The 19,597-nt window shown below is 63.0% G+C and carries 17 protein-coding genes and 2 riboswitches; of the genes, 11 read left to right on the top strand and 6 right to left on the bottom strand.

Going from position 1 to position 19,597, the window contains the following annotated elements:
• Positions 1-672: 672 nt before the first annotated feature.
• The 5 genes from cobM to fabF all read right to left on the bottom strand — a co-directional run bounded on the left by cobM (position 673) and on the right by fabF (position 4,406).
• Positions 673-1,419, bottom strand: a complete 747-nt coding sequence (gene cobM, locus D109_RS0111880) for a precorrin-4 C(11)-methyltransferase (RefSeq protein WP_017477078.1) — start codon at positions 1,417-1,419, stop codon at positions 673-675.
• An 83-nt stretch (positions 1,420-1,502) separates the two neighbouring features.
• Entirely contained in the window at positions 1,503-1,895 is a 393-nt protein-coding gene (locus D109_RS0111875; protein ID WP_017477077.1) for a cobalamin biosynthesis protein, read from the bottom strand.
• Positions 1,892-2,590 (bottom strand): CbtA family protein, encoded by a 699-nt coding sequence (locus D109_RS0111870; RefSeq protein WP_017477076.1) that lies wholly within the window; start codon positions 2,588-2,590, stop codon positions 1,892-1,894. The genes D109_RS0111875 and D109_RS0111870 overlap by 4 nt, the downstream gene beginning before the upstream one ends.
• Positions 2,591-2,601: 11 nt before the next feature.
• A complete protein-coding gene (locus D109_RS0111865; RefSeq protein ID WP_003217883.1) occupies positions 2,602-2,790 on the bottom strand; it encodes a CbtB-domain containing protein in 189 nt (62 codons plus the stop codon).
• Positions 2,791-2,884: 94 nt separating this feature from the next.
• Positions 2,885-3,101, bottom strand: a riboswitch (cobalamin riboswitch).
• Between the two features lie 36 nt (positions 3,102-3,137).
• Positions 3,138-4,406 (bottom strand): beta-ketoacyl-ACP synthase II, encoded by a 1,269-nt coding sequence (gene fabF, locus D109_RS0111860; protein ID WP_026077908.1) that lies wholly within the window; start codon positions 4,404-4,406, stop codon positions 3,138-3,140.
• Between the two features lie 113 nt (positions 4,407-4,519).
• Between fabF and D109_RS0111855 the strand changes: the two genes are divergently transcribed.
• The 5 genes from D109_RS0111855 to D109_RS0111835 all read left to right on the top strand — a co-directional run bounded on the left by D109_RS0111855 (position 4,520) and on the right by D109_RS0111835 (position 11,822).
• A complete protein-coding gene (locus D109_RS0111855) occupies positions 4,520-5,038 on the top strand; it encodes a helix-turn-helix domain-containing protein (RefSeq protein WP_017477074.1) in 519 nt (172 codons plus the stop codon).
• A riboswitch (cobalamin riboswitch) is annotated at positions 5,035-5,237 on the top strand. (Overlaps the previous gene by 4 nt.)
• Positions 5,238-5,329: 92 nt before the next feature.
• Complete coding sequence (gene cobW, locus D109_RS0111850; protein WP_003217887.1) at positions 5,330-6,391, top strand: cobalamin biosynthesis protein CobW; 1,062 nt, start codon at positions 5,330-5,332, stop codon at positions 6,389-6,391.
• A gap of 3 nt (positions 6,392-6,394) precedes the next feature.
• A complete protein-coding gene (gene cobN, locus D109_RS0111845; RefSeq protein ID WP_017477073.1) occupies positions 6,395-10,168 on the top strand; it encodes a cobaltochelatase subunit CobN in 3,774 nt (1,257 codons plus the stop codon).
• Positions 10,168-11,166 (top strand): ATP-binding protein, encoded by a 999-nt coding sequence (locus D109_RS0111840; RefSeq protein ID WP_017477072.1) that lies wholly within the window; start codon positions 10,168-10,170, stop codon positions 11,164-11,166. Before cobN ends, D109_RS0111840 begins: the two co-directional genes overlap by 1 nt.
• Positions 11,167-11,219: 53 nt before the next feature.
• Positions 11,220-11,822 (top strand): VWA domain-containing protein, encoded by a 603-nt coding sequence (locus tag D109_RS0111835; protein ID WP_026077907.1) that lies wholly within the window; start codon positions 11,220-11,222, stop codon positions 11,820-11,822.
• A gap of 55 nt (positions 11,823-11,877) precedes the next feature.
• On the opposite strand, the gene D109_RS0111830 is transcribed toward D109_RS0111835, so the two are convergent.
• Positions 11,878-12,921 carry a DUF1853 family protein gene (locus D109_RS0111830; protein WP_017477070.1) on the bottom strand — a complete coding sequence of 348 codons (1,044 nt, stop codon included), beginning with the start codon at positions 12,919-12,921 and terminating at the stop codon, positions 11,878-11,880.
• 144 nt (positions 12,922-13,065) lie between these two features.
• Between D109_RS0111830 and D109_RS0111825 the strand changes: the two genes are divergently transcribed.
• From D109_RS0111825 to pepN, 6 genes are read left to right on the top strand one after another with little or no spacing between them, the layout of a single operon-like run.
• Positions 13,066-13,956 carry an NAD(+) kinase gene (locus D109_RS0111825; RefSeq protein ID WP_003217892.1) on the top strand — a complete coding sequence of 297 codons (891 nt, stop codon included), beginning with the start codon at positions 13,066-13,068 and terminating at the stop codon, positions 13,954-13,956.
• Entirely contained in the window at positions 13,953-14,927 is a 975-nt protein-coding gene (locus tag D109_RS0111820; RefSeq protein ID WP_172834610.1) for a metallophosphoesterase, read from the top strand. The genes D109_RS0111825 and D109_RS0111820 overlap by 4 nt, the downstream gene beginning before the upstream one ends.
• The gene (locus D109_RS0111815) at positions 14,924-15,799 is read left to right on the top strand and encodes a rhomboid family intramembrane serine protease (protein ID WP_017477068.1); all 876 of its coding nucleotides are present in this window, start codon (positions 14,924-14,926) and stop codon (positions 15,797-15,799) included. Before D109_RS0111820 ends, D109_RS0111815 begins: the two co-directional genes overlap by 4 nt.
• A 15-nt stretch (positions 15,800-15,814) precedes the next feature.
• Positions 15,815-16,075, top strand: a complete 261-nt coding sequence (locus D109_RS0111810; protein ID WP_003217900.1) for a YeaC family protein — start codon at positions 15,815-15,817, stop codon at positions 16,073-16,075.
• Positions 16,072-16,902, top strand: a complete 831-nt coding sequence (locus tag D109_RS0111805) for a DUF2797 domain-containing protein (RefSeq protein ID WP_017477067.1) — start codon at positions 16,072-16,074, stop codon at positions 16,900-16,902. The genes D109_RS0111810 and D109_RS0111805 overlap by 4 nt, the downstream gene beginning before the upstream one ends.
• A 13-nt stretch (positions 16,903-16,915) precedes the next feature.
• A complete protein-coding gene (gene pepN, locus D109_RS0111800) occupies positions 16,916-19,573 on the top strand; it encodes an aminopeptidase N (RefSeq protein ID WP_017477066.1) in 2,658 nt (885 codons plus the stop codon).
• Positions 19,574-19,597: the final 24 nt, after the last annotated feature.

The following is a 19,597-nucleotide window of genomic DNA, read 5'->3' as shown; positions in this document are numbered from 1 at the left end:
CCATGGCCCGGCGCGGCTAAATCGGCATCCTTGCCGATTTACCCGCTCCACTGTGCCTACTTGCGGCCATCGTGGTTTAACGGGGCGCCTAAGATCAAGATCAAAAGCAGATCAAAAGCAGAGCACAGCGGCCTCCCGGCCGGCTTGAGTGTTAAAAGCAAAAGCAAAGACCAGAGCGAAAACAGATCTGCTTTTCTGTGGGAGCGGGCTTGCTCGCGAAAAACCTGAGAGCGCCGCGTTCATCCAGAATGCCCACGTCATCGTTAACGACCTTCGCGAGCAAGCCCGCTCCCACATTTTTGACCGTGCCCGCTTTAGCTTTTGATTTTGCTCTTCAACACTCAAGCCGGCCGGGAGGCCGCTGTGCTCTTGATCTGCTTTTGATCTTGATCTTAGGCGCCCCGTTAAACCACGCTGGCCGAACGCAGGCTTTGGAGCGTGGGTAACCTGGCAGGACGCCAGGTTAGCCGCGCTGGGCCAAGGATGGCCCATCGCGGCGGCCCACGGTCCAAAGCCGGAGTGCACACCGAGCCTAAGCGAGGTGCCGAGTGGTGGGGCAAGAGCGTTTTGCTTACTTTTGCGCTTTTCAAAAGTGAGCCGCTGTAAGAGCGGAACCAATAGTCGCCGTTACCTAAATAACGGATATGTACACCATCATCACCGCAACCACCCTCAGGGCCGATACAAATGCGCATGCCCCGCGCGATACAAAGACGACTCACCAAAACTGTCACTGGCCAAAACCCGACCCACCACAATCAACGCCGTACGCCGAAACCCCTTGGCCGCCACCTTCCCGGCAATATCCGCCAGCGTACCCATGGCCCAATCCTGATCCGGCCAGGTCGCCCGGTGCACCACGGCAATCGGACAATCGTCCCCATAGTGAGGCACCAACTCAGCCACGATCTTCTCCAAATGATTCACACCCAGATGAATCGCCATGGTCGTCCCATGCTGCGCCAAACTACTGAACGCCTCACCCTCAGGCATCGCGGTCTTATCCGCATACCGCGTCAAAATCACACTCTGCGCAATGTCCGGCAACGTCAGCTCAGCCTCCAACAACGCCGCACACGCCGCCACTGCCGTAACCCCGGGAATGATCTGAAACCCAATCCCCAGCTCCCGCAACAGCCGAATCTGCTCCCCAATCGCCCCGTACAAACTCGGATCCCCGGAATGCACCCGCGCTACATCCTGGCCTTTCTCATGGGCCGTCTTGATCAGCCCAATGATCTGCTCCAGATGCAGCTCCGCACTGTTAACCACCAACTCCGCCTGATGCCCCTCAAGCACCGCCGCCGGCACCAGCGAACCGGCATAGATGATCACCGGGCAACTGCGAATCAGCCGCTGCCCCTTGACGGTGATCAGTTCCGGGTCGCCTGGACCTGCGCCGATGAAAAAGACAGTCATGGATACATTCCTGTGAAAAAAAGCACGCGAGCAGCCCCCCAGATGAAGGTTGCTCATGATCAAAGCTGACGATTATCGGGAATTCAGCCGGCGCAAGCCAATGCAAAGGTGGCCTGGGCGGTTTTTTTGCGGGTGACCAGTAGGGTAGCAGGGCCTTGGGACAGGTGTTCTGCCAGGGCCAGGGCGGCACTTTCCGCGATGCCGTAGCAGCCGGTATAAGCAAAAACCGTCTCAGACTTATGGCTCAATCGATCTTCATAAGACGCCAATTGCGCCGCACTGAAAAACATCAACGGCAGACCCAGAACCTGAGCCAGTGCCAGCAACCCCGGCTCATCCTGTTTGCGATCAAGACTGGCCAACGCAGTGACGCACTGACGTTCAATGCCACCCTCGGCGAGGGCGGCATTGAACAGCTCAAGCAGGGCGTCGACAGAACAACCCCGCTGGCAACCCAGGCCCACCGCCAGGATCATGCCGAATACTGACCATCACGGTTGCGGCGAAACAGCCACGCACTGATCAAGCCCAGCGCCAGCCAGAAGGCAACGTTGGTCAGCTGCGAGGCGACCTTGAACTGAGCTTCCAGGGCTTCCGGTGCCAGCATCGAGTGGACTTCCGGCTGTGGCGCACCAATCACATGGGGCACCGCCAGGATCGCTACGCCCAGGACTTTCAGCAACCCGTTGCGACCGAATACGATCAGCGCAATACCGGCAGCGGTGGAGCCGGCGGTGCCGATCCACCAGATCTGCCGTTGTGCCAAGTCTGCGGCAGCCGTGCCCGGCAATTCAGGCGGCAAACCCAGGGTCGGCGCCAACACAAAGGTGGCGTAACCGGCCAGGCCCCACAGCAGGCCTTGAGCCGTGCGGGTTGGTGCACGCAGGGTGTACAGGCCGGCAAGCATCAGGGCAAAACCCACGGCAACCACCAGGTTACCGCCCGTGGTCGACAGCACACGCTGCCAGCCATTTTCCGGCTCCCAGGCTTCGGCGTCGTGGGTGTGGGCCGCAGCGCCGGCATGCTCATGCACTTCGGTGGCCACGGGGGCTTTTTCGAAGGTTTCCGCCTGCAGAATCAGTGGGGCGACCCAGAAGCTTTGCAGCAAGGTCAGCAACAAGGCGGCCAGAAGACCGGTGAAACCTGCGGTTTGGGCAATACGCTTGATCATGTCGGCAGGTCTCAGTGGCACGGGAACGCGGCGCTGTGGCGGGTATCGTGGGCGGCGTTGTGCACCGCTTCGATGTGCGAGAAACCGGCGAAATACACCAGGCACGCGCCGAGGATCGACGCGCCGATGGCGGCGGTCAGGCGTTGGCTCAGGGTGGCAGTGGTGCTGGCGGTAGAGGCGGTGCTGCTGATGATCGACATGGCGCGTCCCTTCAGGGTTCAGGGTGCACGAGCGCATGAAAACCCCGCGAGCCAGGCACGCAGGGTTCTGAACAGCGCCCGCCCACCGCGGGTTTGTTATCTGATTTTTTCGGGCCGGTCTCCGGGCTTGCGAGGGGCCTTGGCCTTGAAAGCATCACCTTCCCATGCCCTGGAGGCACAGTGGATTTGACGCTTCACTCGCTTACCGTTGCGGGGGCAGCACCGGACTCGTCACGCCCTTGAGTAAAGGAACATGACTCACCGGTTTCCCGTTTCACCCTGTGAAGGGCACCCGAAACAAGATGTGTAGGAGAGCATGGGCGGGCGATGGGCGTCAAATCGCCGCGTTAACCCCAGCGTTTGAACAACAAACTGGCATTCACGCCACCAAAGCCGAATCCATTGGATATCGCGTATTCAATCGGCAGCGGCCGGGCTTGGCCTCGGACCATATCCAGCCCTTCGGCAGCGGGGTCCGGGTTGTCCAGGTTGAGGGTGGCCGGGGCAATCTGGTCGCGCAGGGCGAGCACGGTGAAGATCGCCTCGATCCCGCCTGCTGCGCCCAACAGATGGCCGGTCGCCGACTTGGTGGCGCTGATCGCGACGCTGGCATTTGCACCGAACAGCGTATTGATCGCCGCCAGCTCGCCGTTGTCACCTACGGGTGTCGACGTGGCATGGGCGTTCAAGTGCTGGATTTGTGCGGCGCTGATGCCCGCCTGCGCAATCGCGAGTTCCATTGCCCGGCGTGCGCCGGAGCCATCTTCCGGCCCCGAGGTCATGTGATAGGCGTCGGCGCTGGTACCGTAGCCCACCAGCTCGGCGATAGGCGTTGCCCCGCGAGTCAGTGCGTGCTCCAGTTCCTCGATCACCAATATCCCGGCACCTTCGCCCATCACAAATCCATCTCGGCCTTGATCAAATGGGCGCGAAGCCAGTGCCGGCGTGTCGTTGTAATCGCTGGACAGCGCACGCGCCGCCGCGAAACCGCCGAGGCTGACCCGGTGGATGCAGGCTTCGGCGCCGCCACACACGGCGATGTCGATTTCCCCTGCACGGATCATCCGAGCGGCATCACCAATCGCCTGTACGCCGGCGGCGCAAGCGGTGACGGGGGAGCCCAGCGGGCCTTTCAGTTGATGCTGGATCGACACGTGCCCGGCCGCCATGTTGCCGAGGAATGACGGAATCGTGAACGGCGACAGGCGGCGCGGCCCTTTGTTGTCAGCCGTTCGGACGGCCTCGGCAATCGCGGGAAAACCACCCACGCCGGAGGCAATAATGGTCGCGGTACGTTCCTGCTGCGAGGGCGTTTGCGGACTCCATCCCGCCTGGGCCAGCGCCTCTTGCGCGGCGGCCAGGGCAAACACGATGAACCGGTCCATCTTGCGCTGCTCTTTCGCCGGGATGACAGTGTCCGGGTCGAAGCCGGCTTCAGGGTCTTGGACGCAGTCCAACACTTGGCCGCCGATGCTGATTGCCAGGTCGCCGACCAATGCCTCGGGTAACCTGCGAATGCCGGATTCACCTGCCAGCAGGCGTTTCCAGGTCTGTTCGACGCCGGTTCCCAGCGGGGTCACTGCACCCATGCCGGTCACAACAATTCGCTTACTCATGATCGCTTAGCTCCGCAAATTTCAGGTTGGTAGCCCTGTAAGGACGAAGCTATCATTATGAAAGTAACATCGGATAGCTTAAATTTGCGTGCCCACCCCACAGAGGAACTGCAATGCAACGTAAGTCGCTGGTAAATGCCGAATGCCCGGTAGCCCGTGGAGTGGAACGGGTAGGCGAGTGGTGGAGCATCCTGATCATGCGCGATGCGCTCCAAGGCTTGCGGCGCTTTGACGAGTTTTCCCAGAGCCTGGAGATTGCCCCGAACATGCTCACGCGCCGGCTCAACAGCCTGGTGGAAGCGGGGCTGCTGGAGCGTCGGCAATACAGCGAGCGGCCGCCACGTTTCGAGTACGTGCCGACGCCGGTCGGCGAGGATTTCCGGGTGGTGATCATGGCGTTTATCGGCTGGGGCAACCGCCACTTCGCTACCGAAGGTGAAAGCCTGCAATTGGTCGACCGGGAAACCCGGCGCCCGGTGGAAGTGGCGGTGGTGGATGCCGACGGTGCACGGGTGCCTTTCGAGCAGTGCAGCGTCCAGGCCGGACCGGCGGCGAGCGAAGGCATGCTGGAGCGCCTGGCGCTGCTTCGCGCCAAACGCTCGGACATTGACCCGTCCCCGCGCACTGCGTAGCCTTGCACCTTCGAGGTTCTTCGGCCCAGGCCGAAGCTAAGAAGGGAACGCGGTCAATGCCGCGGCTGCCCCCGCAACTGTAAAGGGTTTATCTGACTGCCACGCCACTGCCTGAACAAGGCGGGAAGGCGCAGCCAGCGCCGGCGTCGCCGTCGGCAAGCCCCAAGCCAGGAGACCTGCCTCGCAACCGATTTTCTACTTCAACCGGGCGGGGTGATCCGGTGGCGAATTCTGCTTCTGCGCACCCGCGCAGGGCCACTCGTCCCGTATGCCCGCCCCAAAGGGCATCCGATGAAAACACTGGCCAAACTCCCCGTCACCATCGTTACCGGCTTCCTCGGCTCGGGCAAGACCACCTTGCTGCGCCACATGCTGGATAACGCCCAGGGTCGCCGCATCGCGGTGATCGTCAACGAGTTCGGCGAGCTGGGCATTGACGGTGAAATCCTCAAGCAATGCTCCATCGGCTGCACCGAAGAAGAAGCCAACGGCCGCGTCTACGAATTGGCCAATGGCTGCCTGTGCTGCACGGTCCAGGAAGAGTTCTTCCCGGTGATGCGCGAACTGGTCGCCCGTCGCGGCGACCTCGACCATATCCTCATCGAAACCTCGGGCCTGGCCCTGCCAAAACCCTTGGTCCAGGCGTTCCAGTGGCCGGAAATCCGCAGTGCCTGCACCGTTGACGCCGTGATCACCGTGGTCGACAGCCCGGCCGTGGCCGCCGGCACGTTCGCCGCCTTCCCGGACCAGGTCGACGCCCAACGCAAGCTCGACCCGAACCTGGACCACGAATCCCCGCTGCACGAGCTGTTCGCCGACCAACTGGCCAGCGCCGACCTGGTGATCCTCAACAAGTCCGACCTGATCAGCCCTGAAGACCTGGCCCGTGTGCGCCTGGAAGTGGCTGAAGAACTGCCGCCGGCGGTCAAAATCATCGAAGCCAGCAGCGGTCGCCTGCCGCTGGACGTGTTGATCGGCCTGGGCGCGGGCTCCGAAGAACATATCGACGGCCGCCACAGTCATCACGATCATCACCACGAAGGTGAAGACGACCACGATCACGACGCCTTCGATTCCATCTCCATCGAACTGCCCCAGGCTGACGAAAGCCTGCTGCTGGACGCCCTGACCCAACTGGTGGTCAAGCACGGCATCCTGCGGGTCAAGGGTTTTGCGGCGATCCCGAACAAACCGATGCGCCTGCTGATCCAGGGCGTGGGCACCCGTTTTGACAAGCACTTCGACCGCGCCTGGCGCGCCGATGAGCCGCGCGCCACGCACCTGGTGCTGATCGGCCAGGAACTCGACGCCGCCTTGCTTGAAGCGCAACTGCGCGCTGCCCTCAGCGTTTAAACCATGCACCTGCTCAGGACCCAGCCCGGCGGTTTCGTTTCGGATGACAACATCGCCGACCTTGGGCAAACCCCCGCCGAGCTGGTAATCCTGTGCAGCGGCGATTCCAGCCTGGCGCTGCTGGCCGAAGCGGCCCAGCAGTTGCCCGAGGATTACCCGAGCCTGCGTCTGGCCAACCCGATGCAGGTGCAGAACCATGCTTCGGTCGACCTGTATGTGGACGAGGTACTGCGTCACGCCAAGGTCATCCTGATTTCGCTGCACGGCGGCATCGGTTATTGGCGCTACGGTATCGAGCGCCTGGTGGAGTTGGCCGAGCGCGGTGTGCAGTTGATCCTGGTGCCGGGTGATGATCGCCCGGACCCGGAGCTCAGCGGCCTCAGCACCGTGGGAGCGGAGGAGCGTGACCGGCTCTGGCACTTCCTGCGCCAGGGCGGCTTGGGGAATGCGCTGGATTTCTATCGTTGCCTGGCGGCGAGCTACCTTGGGCGCGATTACGCCTGGGACGAGCCGCAAACCCTGCCGCGCACGGCGATTTATCACCCGCACAAAGCCAATGCCCGTCTCAACGATTGGCTGGCGGACTGGCAAGCTGATTTTCCGGTGGCGGCGGTGCTGTTCTACCGCTCCCATTTGCAGGCGGCCAACACCGGCTTTATCGATGTGTTTTGCCAACGCTTGCAGGCGGCGGGTCTTAACCCGTTGCCGATGGCGGTGGCGAGTTTGAAAGAGCCCGGCTGCCTGACGGTGGTCGAGGACTTGTTGGACGAAGTGCACGCCTCGGTGATTCTGAACACCACCGGCTTTGCCCAATCCAGCCCCGAAGCCCCGCACCTGCGGCCGTTTCGCCGCAATATCCCGGTGATCCAGGCGATTTGCGCCCAGGACAACGAGCCCGGCTGGCAGGCCAGCGAGCAAGGCCTCGGCCCCCGGGACCTGGCGATGCACATCGCGTTGCCGGAACTGGACGGGCGCATCATCAGCCGGCCCATCAGCTTCAAAGACCTGGCCTGGCGCAGCGAGCGCAGCCAGTCGGATGTGGTGTGCTATCGCGCACAGCCGGAGCGCATGGACTTCGTCGCCGAACTGGCACGGCGTTGGGTGGAGCTGGCGCGGGTGCCGAATGGCGAAAAGCGCATCGCGCTGATCCTCGCCAACTACCCGACCCGGGATGGGCGTATCGGCAATGGCGTGGGGCTCGACACCCCAGCCGCCGCGCTGAACATCTTGCGTGCATTAAAGACTGAAGGTTATCCGCTGCCGGACGTGTTGCCGCAAAGCGGTACCACGCTGATCCAGGAACTGTTGGGCGGTGTCAGCAACGACCTGGACAGCCTCGACCTGCGTCCGTGTCACCAAAGCCTGGCGCTCGACGACTACGAAGCGATGTTCAACCGCTTGCCCGAGTCTAACCGCCAAGCGGTTTTGGCACGCTGGGGCACACCTCATACCGATCCGATGTTCCGCGACGGCCGCATGATGATTGCCGGCCTGCGTTTCGGCCTGACCTTCGTCGGCATCCAGCCGGCCCGGGGTTACCAGGTCGACGCCAGTGCCGTTTATCACGACCCGGACCTGGTGCCGCCCCACGGTTACTTGGCGTTCTACTTCTGGTTGCGCCAGACCTACAGCGCCCACGGCGTGATCCACGTCGGCAAGCACGGCAACCTGGAGTGGCTGCCGGGCAAGGGCGTCGGGCTTTCCGAGAACTGTTGGCCGGACGCATTGCTCGGGCCGTTGCCGAATATCTACCCGTTTATCGTCAACGACCCGGGCGAGGGCGCCCAGGCCAAGCGCCGCACCCAGGCCGTGATCATCGATCACCTGATGCCGCCGCTGACCCGTGCCGAAACCTACGGGCCGCTGCGCGACCTGGAGCTGTTGGCCGACGAATATTACGAAGCACAACTGCTCGACCCACGGCGCGCCCGCGAGCTGCAAAAGGACATTCTCAAGCTGGTGCGGGAAACCCGGATCGACCAGGAGCTGGCCCTGGACGAAAACCTCGACAGCGACGCCGATGCGGCGATCTGGCTGCCGCGCCTGGACACTTACCTGTGTGACTTGAAGGAGTCGCAGATTCGCGATGGCCTGCACATTTTCGGCGAGTCGCCCGAGGGCCGTTTGCGCATCGACACCTTACTGGCCTTGCTGCGCATTCCCCGTGGCGATGGTCGCGGGCCGCAATCGAGTCTGCTGCGAGTATTGGCCAAGGCTTTTGAGCTGGGTTTCGATCCGCTGGATTGCGCCTTGGCCGAGCCGTGGACCGGGCGTCGTCCATTGGTGTTGCAGGATATCGACACGCAATTGTGGCGTACCGCCGGCGACACCCGTGAACGCCTGGAGTTGTATGCCGCACGCCTGATCGAGCAGGCCCTGGAAGGTGCGGTGGAGCAGCTTGAAGAGCCCGGTTGGGAAGACGTCAAGTCGGTGATCGAGAGCCTGCGCATCGTCGTCGCGCCGCGCCTGGATGCTTGCGGCCCGGCGGAAATGCGCGGGTTGCTGGACGCATTGAGCGGGCGGTTCGTCCCGGCCGGGCCCAGCGGCGCGCCGAGCCGGGGCCGCCTGGACGTGTTGCCTACCGGGCGCAATTTTTTCTCGGTGGATGTGCGCAACCTGCCCACTACCACCGCTTGGCGTATCGGCTTCCAATCGGCGAACCTGATTCTTGAGCGTCACCTGCAAGACCATGGCGATCACTTGCGCCAACTCGGCCTGTCGGTGTGGGGCACCGCCACCATGCGCACCGGCGGCGACGACATTGCCCAGGCCATGGCGCTGATGGGCGTGCGCCCGGTATGGGCCACGGGCAGCCAGCGGGTGGATGACTTTGAAATCCTGCCCATCAGCCTGCTGGACCGGCCACGAGTGGATGTGACCTTGCGCGTGTCGGGCTTCTTTCGCGATGCGTTCGCCAACTTGATCCGCCTGTTCGACGCAGCGGTGCAAGCGGTGGCGGCGCTGGACGAGCCCGACGACCTGAACCCCCTGGCCGCCAAGGTGCGCAGCGAGCGCGAAGCGTTGCGCCTGTCGGGCCTGGACGAGGAAGCGGCGGCGAAGCAGGCCGGTTGGCGGATCTTCGGCGCCAAGCCCGGGGCCTACGGGGCCGGCGTGCAGGGCGCGATTGATGGGCGCTTGTGGCAAAGCCGCGAAGACCTGGCCGAGGTTTACCTGAACTGGGGCGGCTACGCCTATGGCGGCTCCGACGAAGGCACCGCCGCCCGTGAACAGTTTGCCCAGCGCTTGAGCCAGGTGCAGGCGGTGTTGCAGAACCAAGACAACCGCGAGCATGACCTGCTCGACTCCAATGACTACTACCAATTCCAGGGCGGCATGCTCGCCGCCGTGGAAACCCTGAGCGGCGACAAGGCCGCCAGCTATCATGGTGACCACAGCCAGCCGGACCTGCCGAAGATCCGCACGCTGAAGGAAGAGCTGAACCGGGTGATTCGTGCCCGGGCGGCCAATCCGAAGTGGATCGAAGGGGTGAAGCGCCACGGCTACAAAGGCGCGTTCGAGATGGCCGCGACCGTGGACAATCTGTTTGCGTTCGACGCCACCACGGCGCTGATCGACGATCATCAATACGCGTTGCTGGCGGACGCCTATTTGCTGGACCCGGACACCCGCGCCTTTGTGCAGCAGCACAACCCGGATGCCCTGCGGGACATGACCGAACGCATGCTCGAAGCCCAGCAGCGTGGCATGTGGCAGGCGCCCGGGGCGTACCGCGAGGCGTTGGAAAACCTGTTGTTGGATATAGAAGAAGGCAGTTGATGACCGACCTCCCGCATTTCCCGCTGTCCGCCGTTGTCGGCGCCGACGCCTTGAAACTGGCCCTGTGCCTGACCGCCATCGACCCGAAAATCGGCGGCGTGCTGATTGAAGGCCCGCGCGGCATGGCCAAGTCCACCCTGGCCCGTGGCCTGGCGGACCTGCTCGCCAGCGGCCAGTTCGTTACGCTGCCGTTGGGCGCTACCGAAGAGCGTCTGGTGGGCACCCTCGACCTGGACGCGGCGCTCGGCGAAGGCCGCGCCCAGTTTTCCCCCGGCGTACTGGCCAAGGCCGACGGCGGCGTGCTCTATGTCGATGAAGTCAATTTACTGCCCGATCACCTGGTGGACCTGCTGCTGGACGTGGCCGCCAGCGGCACCAACCTGATCGAGCGCGACGGCATTTCCCACCGGCATTCGGCGCGTTTCGTGCTGATTGGCACCATGAACCCGGAAGAGGGCGAGTTGCGCCCGCAACTGCTCGACCGGTTTGGCTTCAACGTGGCGCTGAGCGGGCACACCCATCCGGCCGAGCGTGGGCAGATCATCCGTCGCCGGCTGGATTTCGACAGTGACCCTCAGGGTTTCTGCGGGCAATGGGCCGACCGGCAGGCCGCGTTGCGTGAGCGCTGCACACAGGCCCGCGCGTTGCTGGACAGCATCCCGTTGGATGACCAGGCGCTGGCGCAGATCACCGAACGTTGTTTTGCGGCGGGCGTCGACGGCCTGCGCGCCGACCTGGTCTGGCTGCGTGGCGCTCGTGCCCATGCCGCCTGGCGGGGTGCGACGGTCATCAGTGAAGAAGATATTGAAGCGGTCGCGGAATTCGCCCTACGTCACCGGCGCCAGGAGCACTCACCGCCTGCTGCTCCGCCTGCAGGCGGTCAATCACCCAAGCCCGAGGATTCAACAGAAGGCCAGGGCCAATGGGGCGACATGCCCGCGCCCGCCTTGTCGATAGGCGCTCGCCGTGATGTGCCCACCTGGCCAAAAAAGCCCTAGGCATCCGCCCCAGGCCTCACGCGGGGGCGGATGCACGGCCCAAGGCGGGTCGACTGGACAAGGGCCGGCGAGGCCAGGCGCGCAGCGCGGCCGAAGGTTCGATCAACTGGCCGGGTACCTTGCTCGGCGGACGGCCCCAACGCCGTGAAGACCTGCTGTATCAACTGCGCAGCCGCACGCCCCATGAGCTGTGGCTGGTGATTGTCGATGCTTCGGCCTCCACCCGGCGGCATCAGGCGCTGAGTGATGCCAAGGGGTTACTGGCCCAGTTGTTCGACGATGCCTATCGACAGCGGGCGCGCATGGCGTTGCTCACCGCGAGCGGACAATCGCCAAAATGGCAGGTGCAGGGATTAAAGGCGGCGAAAGGGCTGGGTCACTGGCTTGATGGCCTCGGCGCAGGCGGCGGCACGCCATTGTTGGCAGCGCTGGACGAAGCGGGGCACTGGTTGGCGGCTCGGCGCAAGCGTTACCCGGTGGAGCAGCAGCGGTTGCTGGTGATCACCGATGGACGGCTGAAGGATGTGGCGGGGCTGCCGCAACTGGACTGCCCGGGTTTGCTGGTGGATATCGAGCGTGGCCCGATTCGCTTGGGTCGCGCGAAAGCGCTGGCTACCGGGCTGCAGGTGGATTATCGGCACATCGATCACCTGTAAGCCCCCCCCCCCCCGCAAATCCGTCCGTAAATTCGTCCGTAGCAGCTGTCGAGCGTCAGCGAGGCTGCGTCGGGCGCGACTCGATAATGGAGGATGACTCGGCAATTGCGGGGCTGCCGACGCAGCCTCGCTGGCGCTCGACAGCGGCTACGGGGGTGCCGGGTACGTTCGGCCATAGATCCGCCACCAGGAACAGCCGTTCGGCTTCTTCCCATTCTCCTTCGCTGTTTTCCACCAGGCGCACCAGCAATTGCGCGGGCGCCATGGGGTCCAGTTCGGTTAGCCAGTGCTGCATCCGGGCCGCATCCCAAGCTTCATCCGCCGGGTAGTGCGCCGGTGCCAGCCACGCATGGCGGGGTAGCGGTTGCCAGCGACCGGCGGGGCTTTGCTCGATAAACCGTGACCAATCGCGCTGATGCAGCCAGCGGCCATTCAGGTGCTGCGGATGCGCGCCCACCGGCGCCTGCGCCATGCCGGGCCATGGGTAGAGCAAATACCCGCCCAGCCATAGATGGGCATCAAATCTCTGGATATCCAGCGCCGCCAGTATTTCGCGGCTTTCCGGCCGGGCGGAAATCGGCAATTGATGCTGCGCCAGATGGGCCAGTTTGCGGTCGAGCCGGTCATGACAGCCCGGGCCCAGCCATTGCGCGGTGTCCCGGCCGTCGCCGTCCTGGGGCCCGAGATAAAGTTTGATCGCCAGTTCCAGATGATGCACGCCATCACGGTCGCGCAGCAGCATGTCCAGCTCGCCGAGGGTATGCCCGGCTTGGCGGATCGGCAGGTTGGCCGCCAGCAATTCCACGCCGGGCGCATGCTGCACGGCGAATTGCCACAGCCGTTCGTAATACAGCCCCAACCGACGGGTACGTGCCTGGCTCAGCCAATGCAGCAAGGCGCTGCTGTCCTGGTCCAGCTGGCGCAGCCAGTGTTCCAGCAAATGCGGGGCCTGCACCCAGTCGCTGCCGGTCAGCGGGTGGCGTTGTGGCCAGGGTGTCTGCTCAAGCATCGGCGGGGCGAGCATCACCCACGCGAGGTCGCGCACCTCGGGGTGACGCAGTTGGCGGGGCAGGTGCTGTAAATCAGGGAACAGAGTCATGGTCCGAGCATAGCCTTTTACAGTCGGGAAGGGGGCTGAGAACCGTTGTCGTCTGGGGTTTGCGGCGACAAAGGATTTTGTGTAACGCCGGCTTTCGCCCATAATCGTTCTTTTTTGCCAGAACCCGAACCCCGCAGGAGCCCCATGGAGCAATTTCGCAATATCGGCATTATCGGTCGCCTGGGCAGTACCCAGGTGCTGGACACCGTCCGCCGACTGAAAAAGTTTCTGCTCGAGCGCCACCTGCATGTGATCCTCGAAGACACCATCGCTGAAATCCTCCCCGGCCACGGCCTGCAAACCTCGTCGCGCAAGATGCTCGGTGAAGTCTGCGACATGGTGATCGTGGTAGGCGGCGACGGCAGCCTGTTGGGCGCGGCCCGGGCGCTGGCGCGGCATAACGTGCCGGTGCTGGGGATCAACCGCGGGAGCCTGGGGTTCCTCACCGATATTCGCCCCGACGAGCTGGAAGTCGAAGTGGCCAAGGTGCTGGACGGCCATTACCTGGTGGAAAACCGCTTCCTGCTGCAAGCCGAAGTGCGCCGCCACGGCGAAGCCATCGGCCAGGGCGACGCCCTCAATGACGTGGTGCTGCACCCCGGCAAGTCGACGCGGATGATCGAGTTCGAGTTGTACATCGACGGCCAGTTCGTGTGCAGCCAGAAGGCCGACGGCCTGATCGTCGCCACGCCTACCGGGTCCACGGCCTACGCGCTGTCGGCCGGCGGGCCGATCATGCATCCCAAGCTGGATGCCATTGTGATCGTGCCGATGTACCCCCATATGTTGTCCAGCAGACCTATCGTGGTCGACGGCAACAGTGAGTTGAAAATCGTGGTGTCCAAAGACATGCAGATCTACCCGCAAGTCTCCTGCGACGGGCAGAACCATTTCACCTGCGCCCCCGGTGACACCATCACCGTGAGCAAAAAGGCACAGAAGTTGCGGTTGATCCACCCGCTGGACCACAACTACTACGAAGTGTGCCGCACCAAGCTGGGCTGGGGCAGCCGCTTGGGGGGTGGAGGCGACTGATGCTCGATCCCGCGCGTAGCTACGACCTGATTGGTGACGTGCACGGTTGCGCTCATACCCTTGAGCACTTGCTCGACCGGTTGGGTTACCACAAGCAGGGCGGCACCTGGCGGCATCCGTCGCGAATGGCCGTGTTCCTCGGCGATATCATCGACCGTGGCCCGCGCATTCGCGAGGCGCTGCATATCGTCCACGACATGACCGAGGCCGGCCAGGCGCTGTGCATCATGGGCAACCATGAGTTCAACGCCCTGGGCTGGAGCACGCCCGCACCCCCCGGCAGCGGCAAGCAGTTCGTGCGCGAGCACACGCCACGCCATGCGCGGTTGATCCATGAAACCCTGACCCAGTTCGAGCAGCACCCGGCGGATTGGCATGACTTCCTCGGCTGGTTCTATGACATGCCGCTGTTTGTCGATGCCGGGCGATTCCGCGTGGTGCACGCTTGCTGGGACAACGGCTTTATCGAGCCCCTGCGCGCGCATTTCCCGGACGGCTGCATCGACCAGCACTTCCTGCAAGCCGCCGCCGTGCCCGGCAGTTTCGCCAGCAACGCCTTCGACCGCCTGCTGCGCGGCACCGACATGCGCCTGCCGGACGGCCTCACCCTGACTGGCGGCGACGGGCTGACGCGCTCGTTCTTCCGCACCAAGTTCTGGGAAGATGACCCGAAAACCTACGGCGACATCGTGTTCCAACCTGATGCGCTGCCGGAACCGGTGGCCGCCACGCCGCTGTCGTCCACCGAGAAAAATTCCCTGCTGCGCTACGGCGTCGACGAGCCGTTGCTGTTCGTCGGCCATTACTGGCGCAGCGGTAAACCCGCGCCGATCCGTCCGAACCTGGCCTGCCTGGACTACAGCGCGGTGCTGTACGGCAAGTTGGTGGCTTACCGGCTGGATCAGGAAACCCGCCTGGACCCGCGTAAATTTGTTTGGGTCGATGTCGAGCGCCCTGAGGTTATTACATGAGTACCGTGGCTGTATTACGTCTGCCGCTGGCGGTGGATTTGAGTGGTTTCGTCAAGCTTCTGCAACGCATGCAAGTGCCCCATCGCGTCAGCGAAGAAGCCGGGGAGCAAGTGCTGTGGGTGCCCGATTCCATCAGCGAAGACGTGAAGGTCTTGTACCAGCGCTTTCCGGCCGGTGACCCGGACCAGCAACTGGATATTCCGGCACAGGCAGCGACGGCCAAGCGTCCGGGGTTTGTCCAGCAGCTGCGCCACAGCCCGGTGACCGGACTTGTCCTGCTGCTGAGCATCATCGTCGGCGCCGTGACGCTGCTGGGGGATAACCTGCAAGCCATGAGCTGGCTGACGTTCCTGCCGTTCAGTGTGTCGGGCGAGTACCTGCACTTCACGCCGCTGGCCGACAGTCTCGCATCGGGGCAGTGGTGGCGGTTGGTCACGCCGATGCTGATCCACTTCGGCATCCTGCACCTGGCCATGAACGGCATGTGGTATTGGGAACTGGGGCGGCGTATCGAGCTGCGCCAGGACAGTATCAACCTGCTGGGCTTGACCCTGTTGTTCAGCCTGGTGTCGAACTACGCGCAGTACTATTTTGGTGGTCCTGGCCTGTTTGGCGGGTTGTCCGGGGTGCTGTACGGCTTGCTCGGGCATTGCTGGATCTATCAGTTGTTGTCGCCGAACCCGGCGTATCGCCTGCCTCGCGGGGTGTTGGTGATGATGCTGGTGTGGTTGGTGCTGTGCCTGTCGGGCCTGGTTTCGATGATCGGTTTCGGCGAAATCGCCAACGCGGCCCACGTGGGTGGCCTGGTGATGGGTTGCCTGACCGGTTTGCTGGGTGGCTTGTACAGCCGCCGCAAAATGTCTCCTATTTAGTTAAGGAAGAGTCTTATGTCCTCTTTTGTCGAAATGATCGAAAACATCACCCCGGACATCTACGAGAGCCTTAAGCTCGCCGTGGAAATCGGCAAGTGGTCCGATGGCCGCAAGCTCACCGCCGAGCAGCGTGAACTGTCGTTGCAGGCGGTGATCGCCTGGGAACTGCAGAACCTGCCGGAAGACCAGCGCACTGGCTACATGGGCCCGCAGGAGTGCGCTTCGAAGTCGGCGCCGGTGCCGAACATCCTGTTCAAGTCGGATGCCATCCATTGATTGAGATTGGCCGTGGTGCAGTCAGCAAGATGTCGGCGCAGTTGGGTGAGCCGACCGTTCAATACGCGTTTCGCCTGGGCGACATTGAGGTGCCGGTCAACCCGTTGATTGGCACCACCGTGCGCCTGGAATACCTCGGTGCGATCCATTGCACCCATTGCGGTCGCAAGACCAAGACCAGTTTCAGCCAGGGTTACTGCTACCCGTGCATGACCAAACTGGCCCAGTGCGACCTGTGCATCATGAGCCCCGAGCGCTGCCATTACGACGCCGGCACCTGCCGCGATCCGGCCTGGGGTGAAAAATTCTGCATGACCGACCACGTGGTGTACCTGGCGAATTCGTCGGGGATCAAGGTCGGCATTACCCGCGCCAGCCAGTTGCCTACCCGCTGGCTGGACCAGGGCGCGAGCCAGGCGCTGCCGATCATGCGGGTTGCCACGCGCCAGCAGTCGGGCTTCGTCGAAGACCTGTTCCGCAGCCAGGTGGCCGACAAGACCAACTGGCGCGCGCTGCTCAAGGGCGACGCCCAGGCGGTAAATCTTGCGCAGGTCCGCGACGAACTGTTCGCCAGCTGTGCCGAAGGCTTGCTGGGTTTGCAGGAGCGCTTTGGCCTACAAGCCATCCAACCGGTTTCCGACATCGAACCGATCGAAATCCGCTACCCGATCGAGCAGTACCCGACCAAGATTGTCAGCTTCAACCTGGACAAGAACCCGATTGCCGAAGGCACGCTGATGGGGATCAAGGGCCAATACCTGATCTTTGATACCGGCGTGATCAACATTCGTAAATACACGGCCTACCAGCTCGCCGTGCATCAGTAGAAGGACGACAGACATGCGCACCGAACAGCCGAAGATGATTTACCTGAAGGACTATCAGGCGCCGGACTACCTGATCGACGAGACGCACCTGACCTTCGAGTTGTTCGAGGACCATAGCCTGGTCCACGCGCAGCTGGTGATGCGCCGCAACCCCGAGCGCGGCGCCGGCTTGCCGCCACTGGTGCTGGACGGGCAGCTGCTGGAGCTGCTGTCGGTGAACCTGGCAGACCAGGAACTGACCGACGCCGACTACCAGTTGAGCGACAGCCACCTGACCGTGCACCCCACCAGCGCGACCTTCACCCTCGACACCACGGTGAGGATCCATCCGGAAACCAACACGGCCCTGGAAGGCCTGTACAAGTCCGGCGGCATGTTCTGCACCCAGTGCGAGGCCGAAGGTTTCCGCAAGATCACCTATTACCTCGATCGCCCGGACGTGATGAGCGTGTTCACCACCACGGTGATCGCCGAGCAACACAGTTACCCGGTGCTGCTGTCCAACGGCAACCCGATTGCTTCCGGCCCTGGCGAAGACGGCCGGCACTGGGCGACCTGGGAAGACCCGTTCAAGAAACCGGCTTACCTGTTCGCACTGGTGGCCGGTGATTTGTGGTGCGTCGAAGACTCCTTCACCACCATGACCGAGCGCAGCGTGGCGCTGCGCATCTATGTCGAGCCGGAAAACATCGACAAGTGCCAGCACGCCATGAACAGCCTGAAGAAGTCCATGCGCTGGGACGAAGAAGCCTATGGTCGCGAGTACGACCTCGACATCTTCATGATCGTCGCGGTCAACGACTTCAACATGGGCGCCATGGAGAACAAGGGCCTCAACATCTTCAACTCCAGCGCCGTGCTGGCCCGTGCCGAAACCGCCACCGACGCCGCGCACCAGCGTGTGGAGGCGATCGTCGCCCACGAGTACTTCCACAACTGGTCGGGCAATCGCGTCACCTGCCGCGACTGGTTCCAGCTGTCGCTGAAGGAAGGCTTCACGGTGTTCCGTGATTCGCAGTTCTCTGCCGACATGAACTCGGCCACCGTCAAGCGTATTCAGGATGTGGCCTATCTGCGCACGCACCAGTTCGCTGAAGATGCTGGCCCGATGGCCCACGCGGTACGCCCGGACGGCTTTATCGAAATCTCCAACTTCTACACCCTGACCGTGTACGAAAAGGGCTCGGAAGTGGTCCGCATGATCCAGACCTTGCTCGGGGCCGAAGGCTTCCGCAAGGGCAGCGACCTGTACTTCGAACGCCACGACGGCCAGGCTGTGACCTGCGATGACTTTATCAAGGCCATGGAAGACGCCAATGGCGCCGACCTGACCCAGTTCAAGCGCTGGTACAGCCAAGCCGGTACACCACGCCTGGCGGTGAGCGAGTCCTACGACGCGGCGGCTAAAACCTACAGCCTGACCTTCCGTCAAAGCTGCCCGGAAACCCCGGACAAAGTAGAGAAACTGCCGTTCGTGATTCCGGTTGAACTGGGCCTGCTGGACAGCAAGGGCGCGGGTATCGCCTTGCGTCTGGCCGGTGAAGCCGCTGCGGGCGCCACGTCCCGGGTGATTTCGGTGACCGAAGCCGAGCAGACCTTTACCTTTGTCGACATCGCCGAACACCCGCTGCCGTCTCTGCTGCGCGGCTTCTCGGCGCCGGTGAAACTGAGCTTCCCGTACAACCGCGACCAATTGATGTTCCTGATGCAGCACGACAGCGATGGTTTCAATCGCTGGGACGCCGGCCAGCAACTGTCGGTGCAGGTGTTGCAGGAGCTGATCGCCCAACATCAGCAGGGCAAGGCATTGGTGCTGGATCAACGCCTGATCACCGCACTGCGCAGCGTATTGAGCGACGAAAGCCTGGACCAGGCGATGGTCGCCGAGATGCTGTCGCTGCCGAGCGAAGCCTACCTGACTGAAATCAGCGAAGTGGCGGACGTCGAGGCCATCCACGTGGCCCGCGAGTTCGCCCGCAAGCAATTGGCCGATCACCTGTTCGAAGGTTTGTGGCTGCGCTACCAGGCCAATCGCGACCTGTCGAAGAAAACCCCATACGTGGCCGAGGCGGAACACTTTGCCCGTCGCGCCTTGCAGAACATCGCACTGTCGTACCTGATGCTCAGCGGCAAGCCGGAAGTGCTGGCAGCGACCCTTGAGCAGTTTGACGCGTGCGACAACATGACCGAGCGCCTGACGGCGTTGGCGGTGTTGGTCAACTCGCCGTTCGAAGAAGAGAAGGCCAAGGCCCTCGCGGTGTTTGCCGAGAACTTCAAGGACAACCCGCTGGTCATGGACCAGTGGTTCAGCGTGCAGGCGGGCAGTGGTTTGCCGGGCGCCCTGGAGCGGGTCAAGGCGTTGATGCAGCATCCAGCGTTCAATATCAAGAACCCGAACAAGGTACGGGCACTGGTGGGCGCGTTTGCCGGGCAGAACCTGATCAACTTCCACGCGGCCGACGGTTCGGGTTATCGGTTCCTGGCGGATCTGGTGATCCAGTTGAATGGCTTCAACCCGCAGATCGCCTCGCGGCAGTTGGCGCCGTTGACCCGCTGGCGCAAATACGACAGCGCGCGGCAGGCGTTGATGAAAGGTGAACTGGAGCGGATTCGCGCTTCGGGCGAGCTGTCCAGTGACGTGTTTGAGGTGGTGAGCAAGAGCCTTGCGTAACTGAGACCGCCGTTTTCTCAAGGC

The organism is Pseudomonas sp. PAMC 26793, assembly GCF_000313235.1.
Classification (GTDB): domain Bacteria; phylum Pseudomonadota; class Gammaproteobacteria; order Pseudomonadales; family Pseudomonadaceae; genus Aquipseudomonas; species Aquipseudomonas yamanorum.
This window is presented reverse-complemented; position numbering and strand designations above follow the sequence as displayed.